General features: G+C 74.8%; 18 protein-coding genes. 14 read left to right on the top strand and 4 right to left on the bottom strand.

What is annotated here, in order from left to right; translation table 11 throughout:
* Window positions 1-13: 13 nt before the first annotated feature.
* Window positions 14-823 carry a phosphatase PAP2 family protein gene (locus ABFX46_RS20700; RefSeq protein ID WP_346044317.1) on the top strand — a complete coding sequence of 270 codons (810 nt, stop codon included), beginning with the start codon at window positions 14-16 and terminating at the stop codon, window positions 821-823.
* Here the strand turns inward: ABFX46_RS20700 and cphA are convergent.
* Both cphA and ABFX46_RS20690 read right to left on the bottom strand, forming a co-directional pair.
* Window positions 820-3,459 (bottom strand): cyanophycin synthetase, encoded by a 2,640-nt coding sequence (gene cphA / locus ABFX46_RS20695; protein WP_346044315.1) that lies wholly within the window; start codon window positions 3,457-3,459, stop codon window positions 820-822. The two genes, ABFX46_RS20700 and cphA, sit on opposite strands and share 4 nt — an antisense overlap.
* 2 nt (window positions 3,460-3,461) lie before the next feature.
* Window positions 3,462-4,301 carry a cyanophycinase gene (locus ABFX46_RS20690; protein ID WP_346044313.1) on the bottom strand — a complete coding sequence of 280 codons (840 nt, stop codon included), beginning with the start codon at window positions 4,299-4,301 and terminating at the stop codon, window positions 3,462-3,464.
* A 92-nt stretch (window positions 4,302-4,393) separates the two neighbouring features.
* Between ABFX46_RS20690 and ABFX46_RS20685 the strand changes: the two genes are divergently transcribed.
* The gene (locus ABFX46_RS20685; protein ID WP_346044311.1) at window positions 4,394-5,023 is read left to right on the top strand and encodes a QsdR family transcriptional regulator; all 630 of its coding nucleotides are present in this window, start codon (window positions 4,394-4,396) and stop codon (window positions 5,021-5,023) included.
* A gap of 91 nt (window positions 5,024-5,114) precedes the next feature.
* On the top strand, window positions 5,115-6,479 hold the full coding sequence (locus ABFX46_RS20680; RefSeq protein WP_346044309.1) for an ABC1 kinase family protein: 1,365 nt from the start codon (window positions 5,115-5,117) through the stop codon (window positions 6,477-6,479).
* 10 nt (window positions 6,480-6,489) lie between these two features.
* On the opposite strand, the gene ABFX46_RS20675 is transcribed toward ABFX46_RS20680, so the two are convergent.
* Window positions 6,490-7,338, bottom strand: a complete 849-nt coding sequence (locus ABFX46_RS20675; RefSeq protein WP_346044307.1) for a siderophore-interacting protein — start codon at window positions 7,336-7,338, stop codon at window positions 6,490-6,492.
* Window positions 7,339-7,477: 139 nt separating this feature from the next.
* Between ABFX46_RS20675 and ABFX46_RS20670 the strand changes: the two genes are divergently transcribed.
* The 6 genes from ABFX46_RS20670 to ABFX46_RS20645 all read left to right on the top strand — a co-directional run bounded on the left by ABFX46_RS20670 (window position 7,478) and on the right by ABFX46_RS20645 (window position 13,768).
* Window positions 7,478-7,675: a hypothetical protein gene (locus ABFX46_RS20670; RefSeq protein WP_346044305.1), complete on the top strand. Its 198-nt coding sequence runs from the start codon at window positions 7,478-7,480 to the stop codon at window positions 7,673-7,675.
* Between the two features lie 105 nt (window positions 7,676-7,780).
* A complete protein-coding gene (locus ABFX46_RS20665; protein ID WP_346044303.1) occupies window positions 7,781-8,554 on the top strand; it encodes a cyclase family protein in 774 nt (257 codons plus the stop codon).
* Complete coding sequence (locus tag ABFX46_RS20660) at window positions 8,551-10,248, top strand: thiamine pyrophosphate-binding protein (RefSeq protein WP_346044301.1); 1,698 nt, start codon at window positions 8,551-8,553, stop codon at window positions 10,246-10,248. The genes ABFX46_RS20665 and ABFX46_RS20660 overlap by 4 nt, the downstream gene beginning before the upstream one ends.
* A 160-nt stretch (window positions 10,249-10,408) precedes the next feature.
* The gene (locus ABFX46_RS20655) at window positions 10,409-11,251 is read left to right on the top strand and encodes an MIP/aquaporin family protein (RefSeq protein WP_346044300.1); all 843 of its coding nucleotides are present in this window, start codon (window positions 10,409-10,411) and stop codon (window positions 11,249-11,251) included.
* A 36-nt stretch (window positions 11,252-11,287) separates the two neighbouring features.
* Window positions 11,288-12,805: a glycerol kinase GlpK gene (gene glpK, locus ABFX46_RS20650; protein ID WP_346044298.1), complete on the top strand. Its 1,518-nt coding sequence runs from the start codon at window positions 11,288-11,290 to the stop codon at window positions 12,803-12,805.
* 114 nt (window positions 12,806-12,919) lie between these two features.
* The gene (locus tag ABFX46_RS20645) at window positions 12,920-13,768 is read left to right on the top strand and encodes a S1 family peptidase (RefSeq protein ID WP_346044296.1); all 849 of its coding nucleotides are present in this window, start codon (window positions 12,920-12,922) and stop codon (window positions 13,766-13,768) included.
* A 186-nt stretch (window positions 13,769-13,954) separates the two neighbouring features.
* Here ABFX46_RS20645 and ABFX46_RS20640 read toward each other — a convergent pair whose 3' ends face one another.
* Window positions 13,955-14,740 (bottom strand): SigB/SigF/SigG family RNA polymerase sigma factor, encoded by a 786-nt coding sequence (locus ABFX46_RS20640; RefSeq protein ID WP_131937947.1) that lies wholly within the window; start codon window positions 14,738-14,740, stop codon window positions 13,955-13,957.
* Window positions 14,741-14,900: 160 nt separating this feature from the next.
* On the opposite strand from ABFX46_RS20640, the gene ABFX46_RS20635 reads away from it, so the two are divergent.
* The 5 genes from ABFX46_RS20635 to ABFX46_RS20615 all read left to right on the top strand — a co-directional run bounded on the left by ABFX46_RS20635 (window position 14,901) and on the right by ABFX46_RS20615 (window position 18,045).
* Entirely contained in the window at window positions 14,901-15,362 is a 462-nt protein-coding gene (locus ABFX46_RS20635) for an SRPBCC family protein (protein ID WP_346044294.1), read from the top strand.
* Between the two features lie 155 nt (window positions 15,363-15,517).
* Window positions 15,518-16,018, top strand: coding sequence for a fluoride efflux transporter FluC (locus ABFX46_RS20630; RefSeq protein WP_346044293.1), 501 nt, complete (start codon window positions 15,518-15,520; stop codon window positions 16,016-16,018).
* A complete protein-coding gene (locus tag ABFX46_RS20625; RefSeq protein WP_346044291.1) occupies window positions 16,015-16,386 on the top strand; it encodes a fluoride efflux transporter FluC in 372 nt (123 codons plus the stop codon). The genes ABFX46_RS20630 and ABFX46_RS20625 overlap by 4 nt, the downstream gene beginning before the upstream one ends.
* 272 nt (window positions 16,387-16,658) lie before the next feature.
* Window positions 16,659-17,588 carry a polysaccharide pyruvyl transferase family protein gene (locus ABFX46_RS20620; protein ID WP_346044289.1) on the top strand — a complete coding sequence of 310 codons (930 nt, stop codon included), beginning with the start codon at window positions 16,659-16,661 and terminating at the stop codon, window positions 17,586-17,588.
* Between the two features lie 55 nt (window positions 17,589-17,643).
* Window positions 17,644-18,045: a DUF2267 domain-containing protein gene (locus ABFX46_RS20615; RefSeq protein WP_346044287.1), complete on the top strand. Its 402-nt coding sequence runs from the start codon at window positions 17,644-17,646 to the stop codon at window positions 18,043-18,045.
* Window positions 18,046-18,077 lie beyond the last annotated feature (32 nt).

Raw genomic sequence — 18,077 nt, 5'->3', positions numbered from 1 at the left:
GAAGGACGGCGCTGTGAGCCTTCTCCATGGACCGTCCCGGCCCGCCGGCGCGCTGGCGCGGCTGCGCCGCCCCGCGCACCGGCCCGCCTCGGGGGAGCCGCCCGGCGGCGGACGGCCCGGCGGGCGGCCCCGGGCGGTCCGCGAGCTGCTGCTGGTCACCGCGCTGTTCCTGGTCTACAAGCTCGGGCGGCTGCTGGCGAGCGGGCGGGTCGCGGAGGCGTTCGACAACGCCCACCGCGTCTGGCGCCTGGAGCGCGTCCTGGACCTGCCGAGCGAGGCCGGCGTCCAGCAGGAGCTGCTGCAGAGCCCGTTCCTGGTGCACGCGGCCAACTGCTACTACGCCTACGTGCACTTCCCGGCGGCGATCGCGTTCCTGCTGTGGATCTACCTGCGGCGGCCGGTCCACTACCGGTGGGTCCGCCGGGTCATGGCGGCGCTGACCGGCATCGCGCTCGTCCTGCACCTGCTCGTGCCGCTGGCCCCGCCGCGCATGCTGCCGCACACCGGGCTGATCGACACCGCCGCGCGGTTCGGCCCGGCCGTGTACGGGCCGCCGCAGGCCGACACGGTCGCCAACCAGTACGCGGCCATGCCGTCGCTGCACATCGGATGGGCGGCGGTCATCGCGCTCGGCCTGATCATCACCTCCCGGACGCGCTGGCGCTGGCTGTGGCTGCTGCACCCGGTCCTGACGATCGCGGTCGTGGTGAGCACCGCCAACCACTACTGGCTGGACGGGATCGTCGTGCTCGCCCTGCTGGCGGTGAGCGTCCTGCTGCTGCGCCCGCCCGCCGCGGACCGGCCGGCCGGGGTGCCGGGCTAGCCGGCCGGCTCCGCGCCCAGCGTCTCCAGCAGCTCGGTCACCGGCTGCAGCTTCTCGTACAGCAGCAGGACGGGCTCGCCGGGCGCGGCGAGGTCCAGCGCCGACGTCAGCGCCCCCTTCAGGTCCCCGGCCGGGTGGTGGGACGCCTCCGGGCGGCCCTCCCGCAGCCCCTGGACGATCAGCCGGGTCATCTCGCCCGACCGGCGGCCGCGCAGGTCCTCGTCCTCGTAGACGACGACCCGGCCGAACGTCGCGGCGAGCGCCCGCGCCGTCTCGCCGACCAGCTCGTCGGACCGGTCGCCCGGCAGCGTCACCGCGGCGACGCCCCCGGCGCCCCAGCGCCGCTCGACGAACGCGCCGACCGCCGCGACCGCGGCCGGGTTGTGCGCGTAGTCGACCAGGACCGGGTTGTCGCCGACCTGGTACACGCAGCCCCGGCCCGGGTTGCGGGTGTGCGGGTCGAACGAGCGCAGCGCCCGCGCCACCACGTCCACCGGGACGCCGAGGGCGCGGGCGGCGGCGCACGCGGCCAGCGCGTTCGCGACGACGTGCCCGGCGTGCCCGCCGAACGCGCCCGCCACCTCCCCGGCCGGCAGGATGCGGGTGCGGCGGTCGCCGCGCGCCTCGGTCAGCCAGCCGTCGGCCAGGTAGTAGCCGAGGCCGCCGCCGCGCAGGTGCGCCGCGAGGACGGGCGCGTCCGGCGACAGCGAGAAGAAGCGCAGCACGGGGTCGCGGCGCCGCACGGCGGGGCGCTCGGCGAGGCTCGCCGACGGCTCGTCCTCGGCGTTCAGCACCACGTGCCCGCCGCGCCGGATCTCCTCGGCGACCAGCGCCTTGATGTCGAGCAGGTCGTCCAGCGACTCGGTGTCGTCCATGCCGAGGTGGTCGCGGGTGACGTTGGTGACGACCGCGACGTCGGCGCGCTCGTAGCCGAGGCCGCGCCGGACGATCCCGCCCCGCGCGGTCTCCAGGACGGCGGCCTCCACCGACCGGTCGCCGAGCACCATCTCCGCCGAGCGGGGCCCGGACGCGTCCGACAGGTGGACGAGCCGCCCGCCCGCGTGCACGCCCTCGGTGCTGGTCATGCCGGTCCGCCGGCCGTCCAGCTCCAGCATGTGCGCGATCATCCGGACGGTCGTCGTCTTGCCGTTGGTGCCGGTCACCGACACGATCGGGATCCGCGACGGCGTCCCCGCCGGGTACATCAGGTCGAGGACGTCGCCGGCGACGTTGCGGCCCGCCCCCTCGTGCGGCGCCAGGTGCATGCGCAGCCCCGGCGCGGCGTTGACCTCCAGGATCCCGGCCGCGCCGCGCTCGGCGGGCGGCGGCGAGCCGATGTCGGGCAGCCGCAGGTCGATGCCGCACACGTCCATCCCGACGGCCGCGGCGGCGCGCACGCACAGGGCGGCGATGTCGGGGTGCACGTCATCGGTCACGTCCCGGCTGGTGCCGCCGGTGGACAGGTTCGCGTTGCGGCGCAGCCACACCCGCTCCCCGTCGCCGGGCACCGTCTCGGGGCCGTGCCCCTGCCGCGCCAGCAGCGCCAGCTCCGTCGGGCCGAGCACCAGCCGGGTCAGCGGCCGGTCGTGGCCCTCGCCGCGCGCCGGGTCGGCGTTGACCCGCTCCACCAGCGCCGCGACCGTCGCCGCCCCGTCGCCGGTGAGGCAGGCGGCGGTCAGCTCGGCCGCCGCCGCGACCCGGCCGCCGACCACCAGGACCCGGTAGTCCTTGCCGGGGATGTAGGACTCGACGAGGACCTCGCCCTCCTCCCCGGCCGCCGCCGTGAACGCGGCCAGCACCTCCGGCGGCTCGGTCAGCTCGATGTGGACGTTCTCGCCCTGGTGCCCGGCGAGCGGCTTGACGACCACCGGCCCGCCGATGCCGCGCAGCGCCTCCAGGGCCTCCGCCGGCGACGCCGCGACCCGCCCCTCGGGGACGGGGACGCCCGCGTCGGCGAGCACCCGGTGCGCGAGCCGCTTGTCGCCCGCGACCTCCATCCCGATCGCGGAGGTGGCGTCGGTCATCGCCGCCCACACCGTCCGCCGGTACCGCCCGTACCCGAGCCGCAGCAGGTTGAGGCCGCCGACGCGGCGGACCGGCACGCCCCGCTCCCGCGCTGCGCGCGCCAGCGCCGCCGTGCTCACCCCGAGCCGCTCGCCCTCGTGCGCGGCCGCGACCTCGGCGAGCTCGGCGGAGGTGTCGGGCACCGCCCCGGTGAGCGCGCCCGTCACGATCCGCACGGCGAGCGCGATCAGCCGCTCCACGACCGGGCTGTCCGGCGGCTCGTCCCGCGGGCATTCGAGGATCACGTCGTAGTCGCCGGGCCCGCCCGCCCGGACGGTCCGCCCGAAGAACACCTCGCGGCCGATCAGCCCGGACAGCTGCAGCGTGACGTGCTCGGTGACATGGCCGAAATAGGTGCCGCGCGCCATCGCCTCCAGCAGCCCGCCGGGGCGGCCCGCCGAGCAGTGGTGCTCGGCCAGGCCCGGCAGCGCCTCCACCAGCCGCTCGGCGAAACCGGGATGGTCGGTCGTCTCGTGCCCGGTCAGCGCCTGCAGGTCGAGGCGGGCGATCGCGACGGGACGGGAGAGGTAGGTGTTGGGGCCGCTCAGGCGGCGCACGTGGTCGAGCCGCACGGCTACTCCTCCTCCCCGTCCGGGCCCCGCATGTCGCCGATCGCGGGCAGCTTGTCGTTCATCTGGAACGTGCAGCCGGCGGGCAGCAGGTGCAGCGACACGTCGAACATCGCCATCGGCTCGTCGTCGGAGGCGGCGTAGGCGATGGTGGACTGCCCGGCGTCCACGACCGTGACCACGCCCGTCCCGACGACCTGGAACTGGCCGTCGCCGACGACGATCGCCGTGTCCTCGTCTATCCCGACGCCCAGCAGGCGGGTGTCCAGCGCTATGCCGCTCATCAGCCGCGGCAGCCGGCCGCGCTCGTTGAAATGCATGTCGATCAGCACGTTGTCGAGCAGGCCGAGCCCGGGGCCGACCTTCACGCTGGACGCGGCGACCTCGTGGCCGTGCCCGCCCAGGATCATCCAGTGGCCCATCGCGGTCGCGCCCGCGCTCGTCCCGGCGATGACGAGGCCCTCCTGGTCCAGCCGCCGCTTCAGCAGCTCGTTGGTCTTCGAGCCGACCAGGGTCCGGATCCGCGACTGGTCGCCGCCGCTGAACAGCACGCCCGTCGCCGCGTCCAGCGCGCGCAGCGTCGCCGCGTCGTCGGCCGCGGCCCGGCCGAGCAGCCGCAGCTCCCGGACCGACGGCACGCCGAGCCGCCCGAACACGGCCGTGTACTCGTCGGCGACCTCCTCGGGGACCTCCGTCGCCGTCGTCACGACCACGATCCGCGCGTCCTCGGCCCCGGCCAGCTCGACGAACGTCTCCAGCGGCCCCGACCCGCAGGTCCGGTTCTCCGCCCCACCGATGATCAGCAGCCGGCCCTTGCGTCCGGCACCCCCATGTTTGTCCTTCACACCAGCTGACTACCCTTCGATCACGCCGGGTAGTCGCGCGATCGCGAGGAGCCCCGGCCGGGCCGGCCGCGGCGCTGTGCCATGCTGTGCGGATGAGCGGCAGCCCCGTTCCCCCGGACGTTCCCGCCCGGTCCCCGGCCGGGCCGGCGGCCGCGCTCGCCGCCGCGTCCGCGCACTACCTGCGCGGGGAGCCGATCGACATGTCGGCGCTGGCCGCCGAGCTCGGGGTCGGGCGCGCGACGCTCTACCGGTGGGTCGGCAGCCGCGAGCAGCTCCTCGGGTCGGTGCTCGCGGAGATGACCGAGCGCACCTACGAGGTCGCGGTGCGCGGCGTGGGCGGCACCGGCGCGGCGCGGATCCTCGCCGTCCTGGAGCGCTTCATGCGCGCGGTCGTGGAGGCGGCGCCGCTGAAGGCGTTCACCGAGCGCGAGCCCCGGCTGTTCATCCGGCTGGCCACCATGCCCGGCACCATCGAGGACCGCGCGACCGAGCTGCTGGCCCGCGAGCTGCAGGCGGAGATCGACCGCGGCGCGCTGCGCGTCCCGCTGCCGACCCGCACGCTCGCGCAGGCGATCGTCCGGGTCGCCGACTCCTTCATGTACGCCCACTACCTGGGCGGGAACCGGCCGGAGATCGACCAGGCCCTGGAGGTCGTCGAGCTGCTGCTGCGCCCGTGCGCGCCGGGCGGCGGCCGGGAATCTTCGGGCCCCGCCGGACGCTGAATCTTTGACGGGGGATGACCACTATGTGGCGTCCGCCCGCCATGAGAGGCTTAGTCATTGGACGCATCGTCGAAAGAGGGACGGCCGGGCCGTGAGCGACATCCCCCGCCGCGCGGTGACGCGCACCGCGAAGCTGGCGAGCCTCCCGCTGGGGTTCGCCGGCCGCACCGCCCTCGGGCTCGGCAAGCGGACCCTCGGCCGCCCCGCCGAGGCCGTCGCGCTGGAGGTCCAGCGCCGCACCGCCGAGCAGCTGTTCGCCGTGCTCGGCGAGCTGAAGGGCGGCGCGATGAAGGTCGGCCAGCTGCTGTCGATCTTCGAGGCCGGGCTGCCGGAGGAGATCGCGGGCCCGTTCCGCGCCAGCCTCACCCGGCTGCAGGAGGCGGCGCCCCCCATGCCCGCCGCCACGACCCGCAAGGTCCTCGCCGAGGGCCTCGGCGAGGACTGGCGCGACCACTTCGCCGAGTTCGACGACCGGCCGGCCGCCGCCGCGTCCATCGGGCAGGTCCACAAGGCCGTCTGGCACGACGGCCGCGCGGTCGCGGTGAAGGTCCAGTACCCCGGCGCCGCGCAGGCGCTGATGAGCGACTTCAACCAGATCTCCCGGCTCAGCCGGCTCTTCACCCCGCTGTTCCCCGGCGTCGAGGTCAAGCCGGTCGTCGCCGACCTCAAGCGGCGCCTGGAGAAGGAGCTGGACTACGCCGACGAGGCCCGCGCGCAGACCGCCTTCCACGACGCCTACGCCGGCGACCCCGACTTCGCCGTGCCCGCCGTCGTCGCGCAGGCCGGCAACGTGCTCGTCACCGAGTGGCTGGACGGCACCCCGCTCGCCAGGGTGATCGCCGAGGGCGGCCAGGAGACCCGCGACCGCGCCGGCCTGCTGCTGTTCCGCTTCCTGCTGTCCGGCCCGGCCCGCTGCGAGATGATCCACATCGACCCGCACCCGGGCAACTTCCGGCTGCTGGACGACGGGCGCCTCGGCGTCCTGGACTTCGGCGGCGCCGCCCGCGTCCCGGCGGAGCTGCAGTGGTCGATCGGGCGCCTGCTGCGCATCGGCACCCTCGGCGACCCCGACGAGATCGTCGACGCCCTCTGCGACGAGGGCTTCCTCGTCCCCGAGGCCGAGGTCGACCCCGAGGAGATCGCCGACCTCGTCGCCCCGCACGCCGCGCCGTTCGCGGTGGAGCGCTTCCGCTACTCCCGCGAGTGGCTGCGCGAGCAGACCGCCCGCGGCCTCGGCCTCGCCTCCGACATGCGCCCCGGCGCCCTCGCCCGCGCGTTCCGGCTGCCGCCGCAGTACCTCGCCGTCAGCCGCGCCCTGTCCGGCTGCGGCGGCGTCCTCTGCCAGCTGGAGGCCGAGGGCGCCTTCCGCGCCGAGGCCGAACGCTGGCTCCCCGGCTTCGCCGACGACGGCGAGGACCCCGGGGACCTGCCCGACCAGACCCAGGCCACCGCCTGACCCGGGCCGCCTAGCCCCGCAGGGCGGCGGCCTCCTCCTGCTCCACCTGGAGGTTCCACTCCCGCTTGCCGGACTGCCAGCCGTCCTCGTCGCGGCCGAGGCGCCAGTAGCCGGAGATCGACAGCTGCTCCAGCGGCAGGCCGCGCTCGACGCGCAGGTGGCGGCGCAGCGCCTTGACGAAGCCCGCCTCGCCGTGGACGAAGGCGTGCACCTCGCCGCCGGGGAAGTCGAGCTTCTGGACGGACTCGGCCAGCAGGTCGCCGACCGGGCCGCCGCCGCGGTGCAGCCAGACGATCTCGGCGCCGTCCGGCGCCGCGAGGTCCTGCTCCTCCTCGGGGCCGGCGACCTCGATGAAGGCGCGGACCGGGACGCCGCCCGGCACGCGCTCCAGCGAGGCGGCGATCGCGGGGATCGCGCTCTCGTCGCCGGCGAGCAGGTGCCAGCCGGCCCCGGCGCGCGGCGCGTAGGCGCCGCCGGGGCCGTTGAAGAGGATCTCGTCGCCCGGCCGGGCGCCCGCCGCCCACGGCCCGGCGAGGCCCTTGTCGCCGTGGTGGACGAAGTCGATCGTCAGCTCGCGCGCCCGCTCGTCCCACGCGCGGACGGTGTAGGTGCGGGTCGCGGGCCACTGCTCGCGCGGCATCTCCGCGCGGACCCGCTCCATGTCGAACGGCTCGGGGTAGGCGACGCGGGGCCGCGGGAACAGCAGCTTCACGTAGTGGTCGGTGAACTCGCCAGCGCCGAACTCCGCGAGCCCGGGGCCGCCGAGGACGACGCGGATCATGTGCGGGGTGAGGCGCTCGGTGCGCAGCACCGCCCCCCGGTGGAGCCTGCGTCCCCTGCGCGCCGGTTCCGTCGCCATGCGTCCTCCGATGATCGGGATCACAGTACTTAGGTAACCCTAACCTGCCGGGACGGCCGCTTTGTTCCAGATCCTCGATCGCGGCCCGGCGCCGGGTCACCGTCTGGGGGGCGGCCCGGCGACGCGAACGGTGATGAGAATGGCGCTCAGCATGCGGACCAGCCACGGGGAGCACCGGGACGGGCCGTGGCGGGCGGGCGTGCCCGAGTGGGGCGCCGGCCGGTGGTGCGACGTGTTCGAGATCCGCGACTGGAGGATCCAGCGCGTGTTCATCTACCTCGACCCCGACTACGCCGGCGCCGACACCGCCCGCTACCCCTGGCTCGCCGGTGAGTGACCGGTACCCGCGCGGACCGGGCCGGACGGCCCTCCGAGCAGGGCCGTCTGCGGTACGTTCGGGGGACCTCGCGACCCCCACAGCCGCCCCCGTGCCGGAGGAACGATGTCCGTGCTCGCCCAGTTGCTCACCGCCGTCGCCGACGGCTCGGTGGAGATCGTCGACCTGACCGCACCGCTGTCGGAGCGGACGCCGATCCTCCAGTTGCCCGAGCCGTTCGCCAACACCGTGCCGTTCCGGCTCAGGGAGATCAGCCGGTACGACGACCGCGGGCCGGCCTGGTACTGGAACGACATCGAGACCGGCGAGCACGTCGGCACCCACTTCGACGCGCCCGTGCACTGGGCCACCGGCCGCGGCGGCGAGGACGTCGCGCAGGTCCCGCCCGGCCGCCTGGTCGCCCCCGCCGTGGTGCTGGACGCCTCCGAGCACGCCGCCGGCGACCCCGACTTCCTGCTGGAGATCGACCACGTCCGCGACTGGGAGAAGGCGAACGGCCCGCTCCCGGACGGCGGCTGGCTGCTCTACCGGACGGGCTGGGACGCCCGTTCCGGCGACCAGGACGCCTTCCTCAACGCCGACGAGAACGGCTCCCACACGCCGGGGATCTCCGCCGAGTGCGCCCGGTGGCTCGCCGAGGAGACCCCCGTCCTCGGCCTCGGCACGGAGACCGTCGGCACCGACGCGGGCGGCGCGCACGCGTTCGACCCGCCGTTCCCCTGCCACTCCTACTTCCTCGGCGCGGGCAAGTACGGCCTCACCCAGCTGCAGAACCTGGAGCGGCTGCCCGCCCGCGGCGCCGTGCTGGTGGCGGCGCCGCTGCCGATCGTCGGCGGGTCCGGCAGCCCCGCCCGCGTGCTCGCGCTGATCGAGCGATGAACGTCGCGGAGGCCGTGGGGCGGGCGCTCGCGCGGCTCGGCGCCGACACCGTCTTCGGGGTCGTCGGCAGCGGCAACTTCCACGTCACGAACGCGCTGGTCGCGAACGGCGCCCGGTTCGTCGCCGCCCGGCACGAGGGCGGCGCCGCGACGATGGCGGACGCCTACGCGCGGGTGAGCGGCGGCCTCGGCGTCGTCACCGTCCACCAGGGCCCCGGCCTCACCAACGCCGTGACCGGCATCGCCGAGGCCGCCAAGAGCGGCACGCCGCTGCTGGTCGTGGCGGGCGAGACGGCCGCCGCCGCGGTCCGCTCCAACTTCCGGATCGACCAGGCGGCGATCGCCGCGGCGGTCGGCGCCGTCCCCGAGCGGGTCCACTCGCCGCAGACCGCGCTCGACGACGTGGCGCGCGCCTGCCGGACGGCGGTCGCCGAGCGCCGCACCGTGCTGCTCGGCCTGCCGCTGGACGTGCAGGGCGCCGCCTTCCCGGACGAGGAGTCGCGCCGGTCCGCCGCCCGGCCCGCCGGGTACCGGCCGCGGCCCGCCGGCGCGCCGCCGGTGCCGGTGCCGCCGCTCGTCGCGGTGACCCGGCTCGCCGACGCGCTGCAGGCAGCGCGGCGCGAGGTGTTCGTCGCCGGCCGCAGCGCCCGGCTGTCGGGCGCCCGCGAGCCGCTCGCCGGCCTGGCCGAGCGCTGCGGCGCGCTGCCCGCGACGTCCGCGGTCGCGCGCGGCCTGTTCGCCGGCGACCCGTTCGCGCTGGACGTCAGCGGCGGCTTCGCGACGCCCGCCGCCGCGGAGCTGATCCGCGGCGCCGACCTGATCGTGGCCTGGGGTTGCTCGCTGACCATGTGGACGACCCGGCACGGCGCCCTCATCGGCCCGGACGCCAGGGTCGTGCAGGTCGACGTCGACGCCCGCGCCCTCGGCGCGCACCGCCCGGTCGACCTCGGCCTGATCGGCGACGCCGCCGAGACCGCGCGGGCCGTGCTCGCCGAGCTGGAGTCGCGCGGCCACCGCGCCACCGGCCACCGGACCCCCGAGACGGCGGAGCGGCTCGCCCGCGAGGGCCGCTGGCGGGACGTCCCGTACGAGGAGTACCCGGACGCCAAGGACGGCGGCGGCCCCCGCATCGACCCGCGGACGCTGACGATCGCCCTCGACGACCTGCTGCCCCGCGAGCGCACCGTCGCCGTCGACTCCGGCAACTTCATGGGCTACCCGGCGATGTTCCTGGACGTCCCCGACGGCGACGGGCTCGTGTTCACCCAGGCGTTCCAGTCGGTCGGCCTCGGCCTCGCCACCGCGATCGGCGCCGCCGTGGCCCGGCCCGACCGGCTCACCGTCGCCGCGCTCGGCGACGGCGGCGCGCTCATGTCGGTCGCGGAGCTGGAGACCGCCGTCCGGCTCGGGCTCGGGCTGCTCGTGGTCGTCTACGACGACGAGGCGTACGGCGCGGAGGTGCACCACTTCGGCCCCGGCGGGCACCCGCTGGACACGGTGACGTTCCCGCCGGCGGATCTGGCCGCCATCGGCCGCGGCTTCGGCTGCGCGGCGGCGACCGTCCGGCGCCGGGAGGACCTGGCCGCGGTGGCCGACTGGCTGGCGGGGCCGCGGGACCGGCCGATGGTCGTGGACGCCAAGGTCGCGCGGGGCCGGCCCGCCTGGTGGCTGGCGGAGGCATTCCGCGGTCACTGACCGTGTAGCGCGGCTCTCACTGGGAAGCATCACGCCACGATCATGGACGGGTGCGGAGCGCGCGGCGGCACGGCCGGCGCGGGGCCGCCGGCCCGTCCCGCGGGCGTGCTCGCGTCCGCGGCGGCCGGGCCTCAGGCCACGCACCCCGAAGGAGAAGACGATGCGACGCCCATGGGACTCAGAACTCGCCCGGGAGATGATCGCGGAATTCTTCGGCACGATGATCCTGATCCTCTTCGGCGTGGGCGTCGTCGCCCAGGTCGTCGCGGGGAGCGGCCTCGGCGAGGCGCAGAGTCTCGGCGGCCACGACGCCATCACGTGGGCGTGGGGCTTCGGGGTGACGCTGGGCGTGTACACCTGCGCGCGGATCAGCGGCGGGCACATCAACCCGGCCGTGACCGTCGCGTTCGCCGTCTTCTGGGACTTCCCGTGGCGCAAGGTGCTGCCGTACTGCTTCGCGCAGACGCTCGGCGCCTTCGTCGGCGCGCTCATCGTCCGGTGGAACTACACCGAGATCCTGCACAAGTTCGACCCGGGCCTGACCGCCAAGACGCAGTTCGTGTTCTCCACGATGCCCGGCAACGGGTCGCTGCCGATCCACACCTGGGGCGCGTTCCGCGACCAGATCATCGGCACGGCCATCCTGCTGTTCCTCGTGCTCGTGCTCGTCGACCCGCGCAACGCGCCGCCGCTGGCGAACCTCGCCCCGCTCATCATCGGGTTCATCGTGGTGGCGATCGGGATGGCGTTCGGCTCCGCCGCCGGGTACGCGATCAACCCGGCCCGCGACCTCGGCCCGAGACTCGCGCAGTACATCACCGGATACGAGACGGCGTGGCGGGACCAGTACGGGGACTTCTACTTCTGGGTGCCCATCGCCGCACCCCTGATCGGCGGCCTCCTCGGCGCCGCCCTCTACGTCCTGTTCATCGGGCGCAACATCCCGCCCGAGCCGGAGGTGACCGAGACGCTCGAGCCGCCGCTGAACAAAGATGACATCTGACGGGGTCCCGCCCCCGCCGGCAGAAAGGGCAGAGCAATGGCCGACTTCGTCGGAGCGCTGGACCAGGGCACGACCAGCACCCGCTTCATGATCTTCGACCACGGCGGGAACGAGGTCGCCCGCCACCAGCTGGAGCACGAGCAGATCCTGCCGCGGGCCGGCTGGGTCGAGCACGACCCGACCGAGATCTGGGAGCGGACCCGCTCGGTCGTCCAGTCCGCGCTGAACAAGGCGAACCTGCACCACGGCGACTTGGCGGCGTTCGGCATCACGAACCAGCGGGAGACGGCCGTGGTGTGGAACCGGCGCACCGGCCGCCCCTACTACAACGCGATCGTCTGGCAGGACACCCGCACCGACCGGATCGCGTCCGCGCTCGAGCGCGACGGGCGCGGCGAGACGATCCGGCACCGCGCCGGGCTGCCGCCGGCGACCTACTTCTCCGGCGGCAAGGTCCAGTGGATCCTGGAGAACGTCGACGGGGTCCGCGAGGCCGCCGAGAACGGCGACGCCGTCTTCGGGAACATGGACACCTGGGTGCTGTGGAACCTGACGGGCGGCAGGAACGGCGGCGTGCACGTCACCGACGCGACCAACGCCAGCCGGACCATGCTGATGGACCTGGAGACCCTCGACTGGGACGACCAGCTCCTGTCGTTCTTCGGCATCCCGCGGTCGATGCTGCCCGAGATCCGGCCGTCGTCCGCCCCCGAGCCCTACGGGACCACCACCGCGGACGGCCCGCTCGGCGGCGAGGTGCCGCTGACCGGCATCCTCGGCGACCAGCAGGCGGCGACGGTCGGGCAGGTGTGCTTCGCGCCCGGCGAGGCCAAGAACACCTACGGCACCGGCAACTTCCTGCTGCTCAACACGGGCGAGGAGCTCGTCCGGTCCAAGGCGGGGATGCTCACCACCGTCTGCTACAAGTTCGGCGACCAGCCGACCGTGTACGCGCTGGAGGGCTCGATCGCCGTGACGGGGTCGGCCGTGCAGTGGCTGCGCGACCAGCTCGGCATCATCTCCGGCGCCGCGCAGAGCGAGTCGCTGGCCCGGCAGGTCGACGACAACGGCGGGGTGTACTTCGTCCCGGCGTTCTCCGGCCTGTTCGCCCCGTACTGGCGGTCGGACGCCCGCGGCGCGATCGTCGGCCTGTCCCGGTTCAACACCAACGCCCACCTGGCCCGCGCCACCCTGGAGTCGATCTGCTACCAGTCGCGCGACGTGGTCGAGGCGATGCGCGCGGACTCCGGCGTCTCCCTGGACGTGCTGAAGGTCGACGGCGGCGTCACCGCGAACGAGCTGTGCATGCAGCTGCAGGCCGACATCCTGGGCGTCCCGGTGTCGCGTCCGGTCGTCGCCGAGACCACCGCGCTCGGCGCCGCCTACGCCGCCGGCCTCGCCGTCGGGTTCTGGAACACCACCGACGAGCTCCGCCAGAACTGGAACGAGGACAAGCGCTGGCAGCCCACCTGGGACGAGGAGCAGCGCCGGACCGGCTACGCCGGCTGGAAGAAGGCCGTGGAGCGCACCTACGGCTGGGTGGACGTCGACTGACGCCGTTCCGCACCGGGGGTCCTTCTCATCGCGGCCGGGTTGATCTAGCATCCGGTCGGTGACAGCGCGTCACCGGCCGGGGTGCCCTCCGGCCCAGCCGAGAGGAATCCCCGCATGCCCCCACGCCTCGCCGCAGCCGTCCTCGCCGCCGTCGCCGGTGCGGGGACGCTCACCGCGAGCACCGCGCAGGCCGCCCCCGTCCCGCCGAAGGCGCCGCACCAGGGGAGGGCGGCGGTCGACTTCACCGGGATCGTCGCGCTCAGCAACTGCTCGGGGTCGCTCGTGCGCGGGCCGCGCTCGCGCGACACCGACGCGGCGCTGGTCCTGACGAACGGGCACTGCCTGGAGTCCGGGATGCCGAAGGCCGGCGAGGTCGTCGTGGACCAGGCGTCGTCCAGGACGTTCAAGCTCCTCGACCGGACGGGCCGCGGCGACCTCGGCACGCTCCGGGCGACCCGCGTCGAGTACGCCACGATGACCGACACCGACGTGACCGTCTACCGGCTGGACACCACCTACGCCGCGATCCGGCAGCGGTACGGCGTCACCGCCCTGCCGCTGTCCACGGCCAGGCCGCACGACGGCACCGAGATCCGGGTCGTCTCCGGCTACTGGCGGAAGATCTACGGCTGCACGATCGACGCGGCCGTGTACCGGCTGCGCGAGGCCGGCTGGACGTGGAAGGACTCCCTCCGCTACACGCCGGAGTGCGAGACGATCCACGGCACGTCCGGCTCCCCGATCGTCGACGCCCGGACGCACCGCGTCGTCGGCGTCAACAACACCGGCAACGACGACGGCGAGCGCTGCACGCTGAACAACCCCTGCGAGGTCGACCGCGACGGCCGGATCACCGTCCGCCACGGCAGCCACTACGGCCAGCAGACGTACCCGCTCGCCCGCTGCCTCGGCGCCGGCAACGACGTCGTGCTGGACGGGAACTGCGCCCTGCCCCGGCCGTGACGGCCGCCCGCCGCGCTCCAGGGACGCCGCCGTGGTGCCGGCGGCGGCGCGCAGCGCGCTCTCGGCGACGGAACGTCCGGTAGACGCCCGCCGCCGTCAGCGCCATGCCGTCGCGCAGCGTCCGGGCGAACCAGGTCTCCAGCGCCGCGCCGGGCAGGCCGATGCCGGTGAGGCGCGGGCGCCCGGTCACCCCTCGGCCAGCAGGCCCATGCGGAGGCGGTCCAGGGTGGCGCGGAGCAGGCGGGACACGTGCATCTGGGACAGGCCGATCTGCTCGGCGATCTGCGTCTGGGTCTTGTTGCCGAAGAAGCGCAGCAGCAGGATCGTCCGCTCGCGCTCGGGCAGGTCGTCGATCAGCGGGCCGAGGGCGTGGCCGTCGATGAAGGCGTCGAGCGCGGGGTCGTCGGAGCCGAGGTACTCGCCCACCGTGCCGTTCTCGCCGCTGGGCGACCCGTCCGCCGGCGCCTCCAGCGACAGCGGCCGGTAGGCGTCGCAGGCGATGATGACCTCGACGGTCTCCTCCTGGGTGATGTCCATGAGGGAGGAGATCTCCGCGGTGGTGGGGGAGCGGCCGTGCTCGCGGGTGTACTCCTGCACGGTGCGCTGCAGGATCGGCCGCAGCTCCTGGATGCGGCGCGACACCCGGATGCCCCACGTCTTGTCGCGGAAGTGCCGCTTCACCTCCCCGGTCACCACGGGGTAGGCGTAGGTGACGAAGCGGTCGCCGATGCCCGGGTCGAACCGGTTGATGGCCTTGACCAGCCCGAGATAGGCGACCTGCTGCAGGTCGTCGAGCGGTTCGCCGCGGTTGGCGTACCGGCGTGCCACCCCGCGGACCAGCGGCGCGTGCATGTCGACGATGCGCGCCCGCAGCCGCTCCCTGCGGGGATCGCCCTCCGGCAGCCGGTTCATCTCCGCCAGCAGGAGCTCGGTCTGTCCGTCGTTGAACCGGGTGGTCTGCGCCGACGTCATGCGGATGCTCTCCTTTGCGGACGAGGCCGGCGAGGGCAGGGGGCTATCGCTCGGTGCGCTCCCTCTACCCGCGAGCGGGGCGATCACACGGCGCCGCCGGGATCGCGCGGATAGACGCACGTCAGGCGGGTAACCGGGCGGTGAGGCAGGAGGTGGGCCCGTGAGCACGATCACCGAATCGGTCAACGTCACCGTCCCGGTCCGGACCGCCTACGACCAGTGGACGCAGTTCGAGACGTTCCCGGAGTTCATGGACGGGGTCGAGGAGATCCGGCAGACCGACGACACGACCCTGCACTGGAGGACCCGGATCGCGGGCGTCACCCGCGAGTTCGACGCGCGGATCACCGAGCAGCTGCCCGACGAGCGCGTCGCCTGGAAGTCCCTGGACGGCCCGACCCATGCCGGCGTGGTGACGTTCCACCGCCTGGACGAGACCACCACCCGCGTCACCGCGCAGCTGGAGATCGACCCGGCGGGCTTCGCCGAGAAGGCCGGGGACCGCGTCGGCGCCCTGACGCACCGGGTGCGCGGCGACCTGCGGCGGTTCAAGACCTTCATCGAGTCGCGCGGCGTCCAGACCGGCGGCCGGCGCGGCCAGGTCGACCGCCCCGAGCCCTGACGCCCCGGACGGGCGGCCTTCGGTAGACTCGGAGAGGCCCCGGCGGACGGGGACGCGGCGGTGGGGCCCGCCGTGCCCGATACGGGGTGAACCGCGGACGCAGTCCGCCAACGGTCCCTACCGGTGAACGCGGTCGCTACTGGTAGGAGTACGCCATGCCCGTGCCCCCCGTCGATCCCCCTGCCGGTCCCCCTGTCGACCCCGACGTCGACCTGCACGTCCCGCGGCAGCGCGCCGAGCTGAGCCGCGCGCCGTGGGAGACGCTCGGCGCGATCTCGGCGGGCGGCGTGCTCGGGGCGCTCGCGCGGTACGGGCTGAGCACCGCGTTCCCGTACGGGCCGGGCGACTTCCCCTGGCCGGTGTTCTGGACCAACGTCGCGGGCTGCCTGCTGATCGGCGTGCTGATGGTGCTGATCACCGAGGTGCGGCCGGCGCACCGGCTGGTCCGGCCGTTCCTCGGGGTGGGGGTCCTCGGCGGGTTCACCACGTTCTCGACCTACACCGTCGACGTCCAGCGGGCGGTGGAGCACGGCGCGCCGCGGGTCGGCCTCGCCTACCTCGCGCTGACGCTGGCCGCCGCGCTGGCCGCGGTCCTCGCCGGGACGCGGCTGACCAGGTCCCTGGCGGGCCGCCGGGCCGCGGAGGACGGCGAGTGACGCTCCTGCTGATCGCGCTGGGCGCCGCGCTCGGCGCTCCGCTGCGCTACCTGACCGACCGCGCGGTCCAGGCCCGGCACGACTCGGTGTTCCCCTGGGGGACGTTCACCGTCAACGTCGCGGGCTCGTTCCTGCTGGGCCTCCTCGCGGCGCTCCCGGCGGACGGCGGCGTGATGGCCTTCGCCGGGACGGGCTTCTGCGGCGCCCTCAGCACCTACTCCACGTTCGGGTACGAGACGCTGCGGCTGGCCGAGACGGGGGCGCGCTCCTACGCGCTGCTCAACGCGGCGGCCGCCATCGCCGCGGGGCTCGGCGCCGCCTACTGCGGGACGGTCGTCGCGCAGGCGCTGCCCGCGTCCTGGGCGTGACCGCGACCTGGGTGAACAGGGGGTGGAACCTGGCGCGGCCCAGGCTCGCAGTTCGAGGCACTTGGCTCCGAGCTGACGAGTGGGCCGCGAGGTGACTCTGCCCATAAGGCCGTGTCCGTAAACCGGAAGGTGTCTGAAGTGTCACGTGAGGGGCAGGGCGACCTGCTGTGCGGGGCACATGGGACGGGCGGCCGCGGGTAGCAGGAAGTTGAACGCCCCTTCTCCGGAGACGGATCCGGCCAGGGCCGAGGCGGGGCGGGGAGGCATGGCGGATGCGCGTCCTGGTGACCGGATGGCCGAGCTTCGTGCACGGTGAGGCGACGGCGGGCGACGTGCTGGCGATGGAGGCCGTGCGGCGCGGGCTGGCCGAGGCGGGGGTCGAGTGCCGGCTGGCCTGGAGCCCCGTCTTCCGGCCGGGCGGACTGCACCTCGACCGGGCCGACCCCGCCTCCTTCACGCATCTGGTGTTCGCCTGCGGGCCGCTGCACGGGCCGCAGATCGAGGAGCTGCACCGCCGGTACGCGGGCTGCGTGCGCATCGCCGTGGGCGTCTCGGTCATCGACCCGGACGATCCGGCGGTCACCGGGTTCGACGCCGTGCTCGCGCGCGACACCCCCGCCGCGGCGCCCCGGCACGACCTGGCGGCGCTGCCGGCGACCCCGTCGGTGCCGGTGGTCGGGGTCGTGCTCGCGCCCGGCCAGCGGGAGTACGGCGGCCGGGGCCTGCACGAGCGGGTCGAGCGGGAGCTGGCGGAGTGGCTGGGCGCCCGCGAATGCGCGCGGCTGCCGCTGGACACGCGGCTCGATCCGCGCGACTGGCGCCTGTTCCGCACGGCCGCCGAGCTGGAGTCGGCGCTGCGCAGGCTCGACCTGGTGGTGACGACCCGGCTGCACGGCCTCGTCCTGGCGCTGAAGAACGGCGTCCCGGCGATCGCCGTGGACCCGGTCGGCGGCGGCGCGAAGGTCACCGCGCAGGCGCGGGCCTGGTCCTGGCCCGCCGTCGTCACCGTGCCGGACCCGGCCCCGGGGCGCGCCACCGCGCCGCCGGACGCGCCACTGCCGGACACGCCACTGCTGGACACGGGGGAGCTCGACCGGTGGTGGGACTGGGCGCTCTCGCCCGAAGGGGCCGGGCGGACCTCCTCGCTCGCGCCGGACGGCGCGGTGATCGGCGAGCTTCTGGACGTCCTCGGCGCGCGTTAAGGACCGGACAAAACGGGCAGTCTACGCATTTCAGACGCAGGAAGGAGCGTCCGTCATGCGGCACGAAGAGTTCATCGGACAGGTCCAGAACCGCGCCCACCTCTCCGGCCACGGCGAGGCGGAGCGGGCGACCCGGGCCGTCCTGGAGACCCTGGGCGAGCGGATCCCGGAGGGCCTCGCCGACAACCTCGCGGCGCAACTGCCGCACGAGATCGGCGAGCATCTGCGCCGGACCGAGGTCTACGGGGGCGCGGGGACCGGCGAGCGGTTCGACCGGCACGACTTCATCGAGCGGATCGCGGTCCGGTCCGGCGCCGACGAGCCGCGCTCGGCGTACCTGGCGCGCGTCGTGCTGGAGGTGACCGACGAGGCCACCCAGGGCGGGATCGCGCAGAAGGTGCGCGACAGCCTCCCCTCCGACCTCCGCGACCTGGTGTCGGCCGGACACAACGGCTGACCGCGCGGACGGCGCGCGGACGGCCGCGATGA

The sequence above is a fragment of the Actinomadura chokoriensis genome, assembly GCF_039529475.1.
Taxonomy (GTDB): Bacteria; Actinomycetota; Actinomycetes; order Streptosporangiales; family Streptosporangiaceae; genus Spirillospora; species Spirillospora bangladeshensis.
The sequence above is the reverse complement of the archived record's forward strand: the minus strand, read 5'-3'. Positions and strand labels throughout refer to the sequence as shown.

Bases quoted from the DNA above. Each gene is read 5' to 3' on its own strand.
- ABFX46_RS20685 (WP_346044311.1), top strand. From the start codon at position 4,394: ATGAGCGGCAGCCCCGTTCCCCCGGACGTTCCCGCCCGGTCCCCGGCC.
- ABFX46_RS20675 (WP_346044307.1), bottom strand. From the start codon at position 7,338: ATGGCGACGGAACCGGCGCGCAGGGGACGCAGGCTCCACCGGGGGGCG.
- ABFX46_RS20670 (WP_346044305.1), top strand. From the start codon at position 7,478: ATGGCGCTCAGCATGCGGACCAGCCACGGGGAGCACCGGGACGGGCCG.
- ABFX46_RS20665 (WP_346044303.1), top strand. From the start codon at position 7,781: ATGTCCGTGCTCGCCCAGTTGCTCACCGCCGTCGCCGACGGCTCGGTG.
- ABFX46_RS20660 (WP_346044301.1), top strand. From the start codon at position 8,551: ATGAACGTCGCGGAGGCCGTGGGGCGGGCGCTCGCGCGGCTCGGCGCC.
- ABFX46_RS20655 (WP_346044300.1), top strand. From the start codon at position 10,409: ATGCGACGCCCATGGGACTCAGAACTCGCCCGGGAGATGATCGCGGAA.
- glpK (WP_346044298.1), top strand. From the start codon at position 11,288: ATGGCCGACTTCGTCGGAGCGCTGGACCAGGGCACGACCAGCACCCGC.
- ABFX46_RS20645 (WP_346044296.1), top strand. From the start codon at position 12,920: ATGCCCCCACGCCTCGCCGCAGCCGTCCTCGCCGCCGTCGCCGGTGCG.
- ABFX46_RS20640 (WP_131937947.1), bottom strand. From the start codon at position 14,740: ATGACGTCGGCGCAGACCACCCGGTTCAACGACGGACAGACCGAGCTC.
- ABFX46_RS20630 (WP_346044293.1), top strand. From the start codon at position 15,518: ATGCCCGTGCCCCCCGTCGATCCCCCTGCCGGTCCCCCTGTCGACCCC.
- ABFX46_RS20620 (WP_346044289.1), top strand. From the start codon at position 16,659: ATGCGCGTCCTGGTGACCGGATGGCCGAGCTTCGTGCACGGTGAGGCG.
- ABFX46_RS20615 (WP_346044287.1), top strand. From the start codon at position 17,644: ATGCGGCACGAAGAGTTCATCGGACAGGTCCAGAACCGCGCCCACCTC.